9 protein-coding genes, 1 tRNA gene and 2 pseudogenes are annotated in these 11,423 nt (G+C 69.4%); all 12 read right to left on the bottom strand.

The features are described from left to right. Positions 1 to 465, bottom strand: a pseudogene (locus VFM98_RS13550) (hypothetical protein); the annotation flags it as partial. Positions 466 to 516: 51 nt separating this feature from the next. Next, a complete protein-coding gene (locus VFM98_RS13545; RefSeq protein ID WP_325110442.1) occupies positions 517 to 1,584 on the bottom strand; it encodes a serine/threonine-protein kinase in 1,068 nt (355 codons plus the stop codon). Between the two features lie 66 nt (positions 1,585 to 1,650). Then, positions 1,651 to 2,721, bottom strand: coding sequence for a type VI secretion system-associated FHA domain protein (locus VFM98_RS13540; RefSeq protein WP_325110441.1), 1,071 nt, complete (start codon positions 2,719 to 2,721; stop codon positions 1,651 to 1,653). 9 nt (positions 2,722 to 2,730) lie between these two features. After that, positions 2,731 to 3,624, bottom strand: a complete 894-nt coding sequence (locus tag VFM98_RS13535) for an adenylate/guanylate cyclase domain-containing protein (protein ID WP_325110440.1) — start codon at positions 3,622 to 3,624, stop codon at positions 2,731 to 2,733. 40 nt (positions 3,625 to 3,664) lie between these two features. After that, positions 3,665 to 4,573: an SCO family protein gene (locus VFM98_RS13530; protein WP_325110439.1), complete on the bottom strand. Its 909-nt coding sequence runs from the start codon at positions 4,571 to 4,573 to the stop codon at positions 3,665 to 3,667. Positions 4,574 to 4,594: 21 nt separating this feature from the next. Next, positions 4,595 to 5,086, bottom strand: a complete 492-nt coding sequence (locus VFM98_RS13525) for a hypothetical protein (RefSeq protein WP_325110438.1) — start codon at positions 5,084 to 5,086, stop codon at positions 4,595 to 4,597. Positions 5,087 to 5,102: 16 nt separating this feature from the next. Then, on the bottom strand, positions 5,103 to 7,298 hold the full coding sequence (locus tag VFM98_RS13520) for a multicopper oxidase family protein (protein WP_325110437.1): 2,196 nt from the start codon (positions 7,296 to 7,298) through the stop codon (positions 5,103 to 5,105). A 340-nt stretch (positions 7,299 to 7,638) separates the two neighbouring features. Next, positions 7,639 to 7,715: transfer RNA gene (locus VFM98_RS13515), tRNA-Pro, on the bottom strand. Between the two features lie 74 nt (positions 7,716 to 7,789). Further along, positions 7,790 to 8,242, bottom strand: coding sequence for a MerR family transcriptional regulator (locus tag VFM98_RS13510; RefSeq protein WP_325110436.1), 453 nt, complete (start codon positions 8,240 to 8,242; stop codon positions 7,790 to 7,792). Between the two features lie 150 nt (positions 8,243 to 8,392). Further along, a complete protein-coding gene (locus tag VFM98_RS13505; protein ID WP_325110443.1) occupies positions 8,393 to 8,713 on the bottom strand; it encodes an integration host factor subunit alpha in 321 nt (106 codons plus the stop codon). 50 nt (positions 8,714 to 8,763) lie between these two features. Then, complete coding sequence (gene pheT / locus VFM98_RS13500) at positions 8,764 to 11,208, bottom strand: phenylalanine--tRNA ligase subunit beta (RefSeq protein ID WP_325110435.1); 2,445 nt, start codon at positions 11,206 to 11,208, stop codon at positions 8,764 to 8,766. Positions 11,209 to 11,224: 16 nt separating this feature from the next. Next, positions 11,225 to 11,423: pseudogene (locus VFM98_RS13495) on the bottom strand (phenylalanine--tRNA ligase subunit alpha); the annotation flags it as partial.

Genomic DNA, 11,423 nt, shown 5'->3' with positions numbered 1-11,423 from the left:
GGCCAGCACGCCGGCCACGACCAGCACGGCCACGCCGGCCAGCACGGCGACCGGCGCCTTCTTCTTCCCGGCCAGAGCCGGCGCCGCGGCCGGTTGCGGCTGGCCGGGAGCGGATCGCGCCAAGCCTTCCGCGGCCGTCGTCGCGCCGGCACCCTGCGGCGGCTCGGCCACGGTCTGGGTGTATTCCTCCTCGATCCACTGCGTCGGCTGGAAGGCGGTGGGGGATTCCGCCGCGGGCCGCGCCGGCTCGGAAGGCAGCGCCCCAGCCTCGAGGTTGGGGAAGGCGCTGTCGGGGAAGACGCTGGGCGCAAAGGCCGCACCGGCCGCAGCCGCCGGCGCGACCCGGCCGCCGGGCTGCGTCGCGGTGGGCTGCGTCGCGGTGGGCTGCGTCGCGGTGGGCTGGGTCGCGCCGGGCTGGGTAACCCCGGGCTGCGTCGCGCCGGGCTGGGTCGCACCCGCGGCCACCGTCAGTTCCCCGCTCGCCAGCTTGCGCAGGCGGCGCCGGGCCAGGTCGGCTTAGATGCCGGCGGGGAATCTCTCGAGGAAGCCTTGCAGCTCCTCCGGCTCGGTGGAGTCCTTGACGTCCTTCCAGTAGACGAGCTCGAGCTCCTGCGTCACCGTGGAGGGGCTGCCCGGCGTCGTCACGCCGCCGGGGACGGTGCCACCCGGTGGCTGCGTGCCGGGGCTGGTCAGCGGCCGCGACAGCGACTCGGAGCGCCGCAGCGGATTGAGCGGCGGCACCACGGTCTGGTCTTCGGCGCGCCGGATCGCCGCCTGCAGCGCCACGGCGAAGTCGCGCGCGGTGGCGAAGCGCTCCTCGCGGTCCTTGGCCAGCGCGCGGGCCACCACCGCATCCAGCGCCGGCGGCAGCCTGGGATTGATGCTGCTGGGCGGCGCCGGGTTGTGGCCGATGATCTGGTGGATGATCGAGAAGTCGTTGTCGCCGTCGAACGGGCGCTTGTCCGTCAGCAGCTGGTAGAGCACCACGCCGGCGGAGAACAGGTCGGCGCGCGAATCGATCTTCTGCCCCTGCACCTGCTCGGGCGCCATGTACTTCAGGGTGCCGATCATGCTGCCCTGGGTGCGGGTGGCCTCGCCCGAATCCTGGATGCGCGCCACGCCGAAGTCGGTGAGCTTCACCCGCCCGCCCGGCTCGATCAGCAGGTTGGCCGGCTTGATGTCGCGGTGCACGATGCCCTGCTTGTGGGCGTAGTCCAGCGCGCTGAGCAGGTCGCGCACGATCTTGAGCGACTGCTCCAGCGAGTAGCGCTCGCCGCGGTCCAGGTGGTGCTTGAGGTCGTCGCCCTGGATGTACTCCATGACCAGGAAGGCGACGTTGCCGTCGCGGTCGGAGTCGTAGACGCTGACGATGTTGGGATGCTGCAGGCGGGCGGCCGAGCGGGCCTCGGTGCGGAAGCGGTGCTCGTATTCGGCGGCGGCCTCCTCCGAGAGGTTCTCCACCTTCACCGTCTTGATGGCGACGCGCCGGTCCAGGTTGGGATCGCGCCCTTCGTACACGACACCCATCGCCCCCTTGCCGATGACGCGGAGTACTTCGTAACGTCCCAGCTTTTTCAGAGTCACTTCGGCCCGTGGCGCAACAGGTGGAAACGCATTCTAGCCCGCACCCCCTGCCCAAGGCCGAGCGCCTCAGCCGTCGGAAGGGGACCTTGTGTTGCGTTTCGCACGCAGGAGTGCACGCGCGTACGCCCGCACGAAATGGCGGTCCAGCAAGGAATGCAACCAGGGCGGCTCCGCGGCGATGCGCTCGCCGTAGTCGCGGGCGAACGCCTCCCAGGCCCGCGCCGCCCCGAACAGGCGCCCGCTGCCGCCCGGCAGCCGCTTCCTGAGCGCCTCGGGCTCGAAGTCGGCCAGCACGCCGCGCAGAGCCTCCTGCACCGCCTGCCCCATGGCCTGCTCGTGGGCGGCCAGCTCGGTGGCGAGCTGGGCGACGGCGCGCTCCGGCGGCAGCCGGCCCGCACTGGCTGCGGCGCCGCCGAACAGGTAGGCGAGCTTGGCCTCCAGCGGCGCCTCCGCGCGCAGCGGATTGGATTCGCGCCGCTGCGCCGCGCCCGGCTCGCCCGCGCGGGTGTCGCGGCGCATGGCAGCGGCGGCCTCGCTGGCCTGCAGCAGCCCTTGCAGCGCGATGCGCGTGACCCGCCCGATCGCCTGCAGCTCCGCGCGCGTGAAGCCGACGCCGCCGGCGGGTTCGAAGCCCAGGCCCTCGAAGAAGGCCTGCAGGTCCGAAGCCGGCGCCGGGCCTTCGCCGGGGAGAGGTTCGCCCGGCCCGCCCGGGCCGTAGGTGCTCTGGAAGCCCCACTCGCTGAAAGGATCGTCCTCCGCCGGCGCGGGCGCCATCCGGTCGGCCTGGTCGCGCAGCCGGGCCCAGGTGTCCAGGGAAGCCGCCGCCACGTCGACCGGCACGACGCGGATGCGGTAAGCCGACACGCCCAGCACCTCGCCGGCCGCCAGCACGCCGTGCGCGCCCGGCGGCAGCTCGCCGGCCGCGGTCTGCACGCCGTTGACGACCGACAGCACCTGGAACTGCAGTTGGTCGCCCTCGTTCCAGACGCTCAGGTGGCGGCGCGAGACGTTGCGCTCCGGGTCCGGCAGGCAGATCGCGCACTCGCTGTCGCGCCCGAGGATCAGGGCGGGATCGCCCGGCTCGAGCCTGCGGGTGACTTCCACTCCCGGGCCGGCGACGTGGATCTCCAGCGCCATGGGAACGCGTCAGCTGGTGACGGAGAAGCTGGCGATCGGCGCCTCGGGCGCGTTGCGGTCGCAGCCCAGCGCGATCTGCCCCTGCCCCACCAGGTAGCACTCGGTGCGGCGCAGCACCATCGGCTCCGGCTGGTTGCCGAAGTAGACCCAGGTGCCGAAGCTGGAGGCGTCGCTCAGGACGAAGTGGCCGCCGCGCCATTCCAGCGTGGCGTGCAGGCGCGAGACGCGCGAGTCGTTCACCGGCAGGTCCGCCGTCATCGAGCGGCCGAGGGTGATCGGATCGCCGCGCGGACGCAGCTCGAGCCGCTGGCCGGCGATGGTGATCTCCAGGTGCGCTTCGGCCGGCACGTGGCCGCTGAGCGAGCCGCCCATCACCGTCGCTTCGGCTTCGTGCTCCGGCAGCCATTCGACCCGGAACACCTCGGTGGCGTCGCTCTTGCCGCGCAGGTACATGGGGCCCAGGCTGCGCAGCCGGTCCTGCAGCGGCGCCGGCAATGCCGCGCGCACGCGCTGGGTGGCGAGGATCTGCTGCGCGCCGGCCAGGTCGGCCAGCCGGGCGGCGCTGTTGACGGCATCGCCGAAGCAGTCGCCCTCGATCTCCACCACCTCGCCCGACTCGATGCCCATCTGCATCTGCACCGGCCGGCCGATGCCGCCGGGGCGCACCGGCTCGCGCTGCAGTCGCTCCTGGATGCCGATGCAGGCCGTGACGGCCTGCTCCTCCTGCGTGAACACGACGAACAGGCCGTCGCCCAGCAGCTTCACCACGCGGCCATGGTGCTGCTCGAAGATCTTGGCCAGCGCAGCGGTGAACTGGGTGACGAAGCGTCCGGCGGTCTCGTCTCCCAGGCGCTCGAAGATGCCTGTGCTGCCGACCAGGTCAGCGAATACGACGGAGGCCATGCGCGGCCATTATGCCGCGCAGGGCCTCGAGCTCCTCGCATCACTTGCGGCTGCGCGCCTCGAGATACGACAGCAGGCCGGCGATGTCCTCGGTGCCCAGGTCCAGGTTCGGCATGCGGACCTGCTTGTATTTCGCGAACAGGCTGGTGGCGATCGGGTCACCCTCGGCCAGCACGCGCTCCGGCTCCTTCAGGTAACGCGTCAGCCAGCCGCGCTCGCGGCGGCTCGTGACCCCCATCAGGTCGGGCCCCACCCGGTCACCTTCGCCGACCGTGTGGCAGGCGCTGCAGCGGCTCTGGAACAGGTACTGCGACTTGGTGACGCCGAGGGGCCGCGCCGCGGCGTAGCTGGGCGCCGGGCCGCTGCGCTTCCAGCCGAGGAAGTTGGCGATCGTCGTGGCGAGGAACTGCGGATTGTCCATCGGCGAATTGCGCATCCACGTCCCCTTCGGCACGTTGCCCACCATCAGGCTGGCCGCGTGGCCGTCCTTCGTCTGCGCATCGATGCTCCGGGACAGGCCCAGCTTGCGGGCAATCAGCTGGATGTCCGCTTCCTTGCCGGAGAGGAACAGCCACCCCGGGCCGACGCCGAACTTCTCCGCGTACTTCCTGTTCTCCTTCGGCGTGTCCCAGGGATCGATGGCGATCGAGTAGAAGAAGATGTCCCGGCCCATGCGCTCGCCGAACAGCTTCTGCACCTTCACCAGGTTGGCGGTTTCCAGCGGGCACACGTCCTTGCAGCTGGTGTAGAAAAGCAGGATCGCGACCGACTTGCCCTTCAGCAGGTCGTCGTAGAAGCGCAGCGTCTTGCCGTCCTGCGTGGTCACCGGCACGTTGGGGAAGTAGTCGGCGCCCCAGGGCGTCGCGGCCCCCGACGGGCCGCCGGCGCACAGCGCCGCGGCGGCGGCGAGGGCGAGCGCTCTCCAGCGCCGCCGGATCGTGCGGATCATGGCGCCTCCTCCCACGGCAGGTCACGCGGGCGGAAGGGTCGAAATGGTCATCGGCGTCGTGCTCACGCCGCTGGTTGCGTTGTAGTAGACGCCGAAGGACGCCAGGGCCGAACGCGACAGCGCGAAGTCGCCCGCCGGCCCGAACGAGAAACTGAGATCGATCACGTCGAAGGCCTGCAGGGGCCGGTGCAGGATGGCCTGGCCCGCGACCCGGTAGGCCGTGCCGGTGCGCTGCCCCCGCCCCGTGACCTGGCTCAGGTCCACGATCAGCTGCAGCACCGGCGGGGCGCCGAACACCGTGTCGTAGATCACCTTGCCGGTGATGGAGGCCTGGCCGGCGAACACCACCGGTTCGGAAGCGGCCTCGGATCCCACCGTTCCGACTGCCACGGCGACGACGGTGTTTTCCGTGGGCGTGGCCTGCGCCGCCGCGCTCGCGGGCCACGCCAGGGAGGCTGCCGCCCCCAGGGAGGCCAGCAGGACGGAAGCCGCAGCTCGATGCATCGTCTTCATGGCTCGCTCCCCATGTTCAGTATGCGGACCGGAGGATGTCGGTGGGATCCCTGAACGTGACGCCCTGCGGGGTCGGGATCGGCGTGGGCAGCGGCCGCAGCATCGGCGCGCCCGAGTCGTCGATCTCCCATCGCAGCAGCATGGCGTTGTCCTCGTGCACCGTGTTGTGGCAGTGCTCCATGAACATGCCGCCCCAGTCGCGGAACTGCATCGTGATCTTCACGGTGCCGCCGGGGCGCAGCCGGTAGACATCCTTGCGTCCGCGCTCCCACGGCGGGACCTTCCTGGCGCTGCCGTCGCGGGAGAGGACCTGCCCCTCTTCGAAGTGGATGTGGATCGGATGGTCCCAGCCGCCGCCGCCGTTCTTGAGCGTCCAGATCTCGCGGGTGCCGTACCGGGGCGCGGCGGAGATGCGGCCGAAGTCGGCCGCCAGCATGTCGCCGTCGTTGGTCTCGATGCCCCAGGGGCCGAAGAAGGTCGAGACCGGGTCCCGGGTGGTCTGCGTGCCGCCGCGCCCGAACTCGAACACCCGCTCGCGCGCCACCGGAATGGTGGACAGGTCGGGGTTGGGGATCAGCGTCGAGGGCACCCGGCTCTTGTCCGGGTAGGACAGCGGCAGCACCACCCTGAACTCGAGGAACTTGCCCACGCAGGGGTCGTCCGATTTGCCGGACAGGGCCTCGGAGAGGCTGAGATCCTCCGCCACGCCCTTGCCGTCCTTGTGCTCGGCGAGGTTGACCAGGTACACGCGCTTGCCCATGGGATAACGCGAGAAGTCGATGACGATGTCGTAGCGCTCCGCGATGCCCTGCTCGTCGAGCTGGCTGAGGACCACCGGTTGCGGCAGCAGGTTGCCGTCGTTGGCGATCTGGATCATCGGCGAGCCGTCGCTCAGGGCCAGCTTGAAGAAGCGCGATACCGAGGCGTTGAGGATGCGGAAGCGGTACTTGCGCGGCTCCACGTTGAAGTAGGGCTTCCACAGCAGGTTCACCGTCATCTGGTCGCCCAGGAAGCCGTCGAAGTCGAAGATGTCGAAATTGAGCTGGCCATCGCGGTCCCAGGCCTTGTCGGCCAGCATCAGGTTGACGTCGTAATCCAGGTTGCCCCAGCTCTTCGCCCGGCCGCTCGGAAGGCGCAGGTTGACGCCGTCCTCGATCTCCTCGTTGCCGCGGTCGAGCGCGCTGTAGATGTTGAACATCGCGGCGTTGCCCTTGTAGACGTTCTGCGAGGTGAAGCTGAACATGTGGTCGTGGAACCAGTGCGTGCTCATGGTCTCGCGCCAGTCGCCGGGGATCAGGTCGACGCCGCCGTCGTCGCGGGGCGTGCCCGCCTTGGAATCGGTCGCCAGGCGGTTCATCGTCGTGAAGCCCGCCAGCACGATCGGCCAGTGGTAGTCGTAGAACTGGCCGGGGAAGAAGAAGGCGCCGGTGAAGCCGTCGTTCTCGGCCCCATGGTGGCCGTTGTGTTCGTGGGTGGAGATCGTGTGGATGCCGAAGCCGCCGTTGTTGGCCTGGTTCGGATCGAGCCGGTTGTAATGGCGGAACAGGATGGGATGGCCGTAGCGGCCCATCACCAGCTTGGGCGGAATGGTGCCGTTGAAGGTCCAGACCTTGTCGGGCCGCTGGATCGGCATCCTGGGATGGAAGCGGAACTCCACCGGCATGGTGGCCGCATTGAAGTCGCTATTGAGCTTCGGCGACACCTCGGGGTGGTAGGCGCCGACCGGATTGGTCTTCGCACCCTCCTGCGTGGCCTGGTACGCCTCCTTCGGCGCGCACAGCGGATCGTCGAATGCCTGGTGCGCCCAGATGGCGCCCGGCGGACGCCCTTCCACCGGGCCCCAGCCGCCTCCCAGGTGCGGGGAGACCGGCTGGAGGGTGGTGTTGGCCTCGCGCGTCGGCAGCGGGTTCATGGCCTGCATGGCGCCGGACTGCAGCACGTCGAAGCGCAGCATGGGCTGGGTGAACGGGATGGCGCCGAACAGCGGGCTGCGCGGCACGCCGGTGGGGATCGCGCCCCAGGAACTGCGCACGAAGGGGCTCAGGCCGTGCGTCGCCGACAACACGCCGGCCGACGTGAACACGCCCCAGCGGATCAGCTCGCGCCGGGAGACCTGGCCCTGGGAGAGGGCACGGACGATTTCCAGCCGGTTGCGGCGCGCAGCTTCGGCCTCGCGTACCGCTGCCGCGGACGCACACTTGGACAAATACATGGACACCGTGTCACCTCCGTCGAGGTTTACGAACCCCTTGATACGGCCCGGGGGGAAACAAACGCGGTACGTTTTAGACGCCTTCTTGCACACTACAAGGCGAATGCAACGCGCTGTATCGGCTGCTGCACTGCACAGGAAGCCTTTTTCCTACCGGCGTGTCGGCGAAAACGCCAATGGCGACAACGGGAACTTGCCTGTACCACGAAAGCGCCACTCTGTCGCCAATTGACACGACGCAAACAATTCAGAAGGGGGTATGGCTTTGTAAGGCCCGCCAGCCGGCGCGAGCGCCAACGAAAAAGCCCGGCACCTTTGCAGGTACCGGGCTTTCGTTTGTTGGTCGGCGTGGCGGGATTCGAACTCGCGACCCCTTGCACCCCATGCAAGTGCGCTACCAGGCTGCGCTACACGCCGAGCCCACGATTATAGCCGGGCCGAAAGGCGTTTCGCGGTCGAGCACGAAAAATCGTCCGGCCGCGCGAGCGGCGTCAGTGGATCAACAGGTCGCGGATCTCGAACAGCTCGCGCCGCAGCAGCTGCAGCTTCTGGGCGAACTCGTGGCGTTCCTCGGGCGGGGCGTCCTCGAACTGGCTCTCGCCGAAGCTCGAATCCTCCACCTCCTCGACCACCTCCTCCACGCCCTCGAGCATGACCTCGCCGGCCCGGCGCTTGTCGCGCTCGACCTGCACGATCTCCTGCAGCTTGTTGCGCGCGCCGCTGATCGTGAACCCTTGGTCGTACAGGAGGTCGCGGATGCGCCGGATCATCAGCACCTCGTGGTGCTGGTAGTAGCGGCGGTTGCCGCGGCGCTTCATGGGCCGCAGCTGCGTGAATTCCTGCTCCCAATAACGGAGCACGTGCGGCTTCACGCCGCACAGCTCGCTGACCTCGCCGATCGTGAAATAGCGCTTGGCGGGGATCGCCGGGAGGGCTTTCTCCATTGAAATCAATCTACTAGGAGAGAAAGCTGCTAGGTTACTCTAAGGCGCGCGCGGTGCAAAGCCGGGCATGGGCGGGGGACACGCCGGCGTTGGTTTTTGGGTGTTTTATGTAAGCGAGGGCCCTCCCCGGGGGGAGGGAGGAACAGCGGATCAGGAGCCGTTGCCCTGGATCTGTTCCTTCAGCTTGTGGCTGGCGTGGAAGGTGACGACGCGGCGGGCCTCGATGGGGATGGCCTCGCCGGTGCGCGGGTTGCGGCCCGGCCGCGGCGCCTTGGTGCGGATCTGGAAGTTGCCGAAGCCCGAGATCTTCACGTCCTGGCCATCGACCAGGCTGGCGGAGATCAGGTCGAAGAAGGCATCGATCATGTCCTTCGACTCGCGCTTGTTCAGGCCGATCTGCTCGAACAGGAGTTCGGCCAGTTGCGCCTTGGTCAACGCGGGCGTTTCCAGGCTTTCGACGGCAAACTCCATCTCTTCCTCTTCCTGCTTCAGCACTGTTGTTGTCGCGAGATCGGACATCCTCATCCCCTCAAGCGCCCGCCCAGCTGGCTGGTGACCCGCTCCACCACCGCACGCACGGCGGCCTCGATCTGCTCGTCGGTCAGTGTGGCGTCGCTGCGGGCGAGCGTCAAGCGCACGGCCAGGCTCTTCTCGCCCAGCGCCAGGCCGGCACTGGCCTGCTGCGGCTTGTAGACGTCGAACAGGTTGGCGTCGCGCAGCAGACCGCCGGTGTCGGCGGAGCGGATCGCGGCCAGCAGCTGGTCGTGGGTGACCTTCTCGCCCACGATCACGGCGATGTCGCGCTCGGCGGGCTGGAAGCGCGGCACCGGCTCGAACTGCGGCACCCGGCGCGCAGTCACGGCTTCGAGATCGAGCTCGAACACCAGCGGCGCATGCGGCAGCTCCCATTTCTGGCGCCAGCGCGGATGCAGTTCGCCGACGAAGCCGATTTCGCGCCCGGCCACGCGCACCGCGGCGCAGCGGCCCGGGTGCAGCGCGGGATGCTGCGCCGGCACGTACTCGGCCTGCAGCGGCGACAGCAGCGCCTGCACGTCGCCCTTGATGTCGTAGAAGTCGCCCTGGGTCGCCTTGCGGGCCCACTGCAGGCCGTCGGGGTCGCCATACGACAGGCCCGCCACCTTCATCGGCTGGCGCACGCCGCGCACGGTGGTGTCGGTGGTCTGCACCGAGGCGTCGCGCACGAACACGCGACCGAGCTCGAACACGCGCACGCGTTCGGCCTTGCGATCGAGGTTGAACTTCAGCACCTGCAGCAGCGAGCCGAGCAGCGAGGAGCGCATCACGCCCATCTGGCTGGCGATCGGGTTCAGCAGCTTGATCGGATCGGCGTTGCCCGCCAGCTCCTTCTCCCAGTGCGCCTCGACGAAGCTGAAGTTGATCGTCTCCTGGTAGCCCAGGGCGGCGAGCAGGCGGCGCACCGCGAAGCGGCTGCGGCGGCTCTCCGCCGGCAGCCGCGCCGTGATCGGCGCCAGCGGCGGGGTGGTCGGCAGCGCGTTGTAGCCGACGACGCGCGTGACCTCCTCGATCAGGTCTTCCTCGATCGCGAGGTCGAAGCGGTAGGGCGGCGGCGTCACCGTGATCACGCCGCCCTCGGCCTTCGCCGGCAGGCGCAGGCGCGCGAACGCGTCGAGGCACTGCGCCTCGGAGACGGGCATGCCGATCACCTTCGAGGCGCGCGCCACGCGCAGCTGCACCGGCTTGCGCTCGGGCAGCTTCACCACCCGGTCGTCCATCGGGCCGGCCTCGCCGCCGCAGATCTCCTGGATCAGCCGCGTGATGTACTCGATGTGTTCGACGGTCTGGCTCGGGTCCACCCCGCGCTCGAAGCGGTGGCCGGCGTCGGTGGAGAAGTTGTAGCGGCGCGAGCGCCCCTGCACCGCCTCGGGCCACCAGAAGGCCGCTTCCACGTAGACGTTCTTCGTCGCGTCCGACACTGCGGTGGCGTCGCCGCCCATGATGCCGGCCAGCGATTCGACCTCGCGGTCATCGGCGATCACGCCGACCTTCTCGTCGACCTCGATGGTGTTGCCGTTCAGCAGCTTCAGCCGCTCGCCGGCGCGGCCCCAGCGCACGTCGAGGCCGCCGTGGATCTTGTCGAAGTCGAAGATGTGCGACGGCCGGCCGAACTCGAACATCACGTAGTTGGAGATGTCGACCAGGGCCGTCACGCTGCGCTGGCCGCAGCGTGCCAGGCGGTCGACCATCCACTGCGGCGTCTTCGCCTGCGTGTTCACGTTGCGCACGACGCGGCCGCTGAAGCGCCCGCACAGGTCGGGCGCGCTCACCTTGACCGGCAGCTTCGCGTCCGTCGTCGGCCGCACCGGCGGGAAGGTGGGCTCCTTCAGCGGTGCGCCGGTCAGCGCGGACAGCTCGCGCGCCACCCCGTACACCGACAGCGCGTGCGCCAGGTTGGGCGTGAGCTTGAGCGTGAACACGTGGTCGTCGAGTTGCAGCACCTCGCGGATGTCGGCGCCGATGGGCGCCGTGGCGGCATCCAGCTCCAGCAGGCCCGCGTGGTCTTCGGAGAGCTTCAGCTCGCGCGCCGAGCACAGCATGCCCTGGCTCTCGACGCCGCGCAGCTTGCCCAGCTTGATGGTGAAGGGCTGGCCGTCCTCGCCGGGCGGCAGCTCGGCGCCCACCAGCGCGGTCGGCACGCGGATGCCGGGGCGTGCATTCGGTGCGCCGCAGACGATGGTCAGCAGCGTGCCCTGCCCCCGCGGCGCTTGCGCCGCATCTCCAATATCCACCTGGCACACCTTCAGGCGGTCGGCGTTGGGGTGCTGCACTGCCTCCTTGATCTCGCCCACGACCACCTTGGTGAAGGGCGGCGCCACGGGCCGCAGCTCCTCCACCTCCATGCCGCCCATCGTGAGCGTGTCGGCGATCTGCTGGGTGGCGAGCGGCGGGTTGCAGTACGCGCGCAGCCAGGATTCGGGGAATTGCATGACTTCTGCCGGATCTTTATCGGAATTGCTTCAGGAAGCGGATGTCGCCTTCGAAGAACAGGCGCAGGTCGTTGACGCCGTAGCGCAGCATCGTGAGCCGGTCGGGGCCCATGCCGAAGGCGAAGCCGATGTGCTTCTCGGGGTCCAGCCCCATGTTGCGCACCACCGTCGGGTGGACCTGGCCGGAGCCGGCCACCTCCAGCCAGCGGCCCGCC

The organism is Ramlibacter sp., from assembly GCF_035706265.1.
Classification (GTDB): Bacteria; Pseudomonadota; Gammaproteobacteria; order Burkholderiales; family Burkholderiaceae_C; genus Ramlibacter.
Note: the sequence above shows the minus strand (reverse complement) of the source record. Positions and strands in the feature narration are given on the sequence as shown.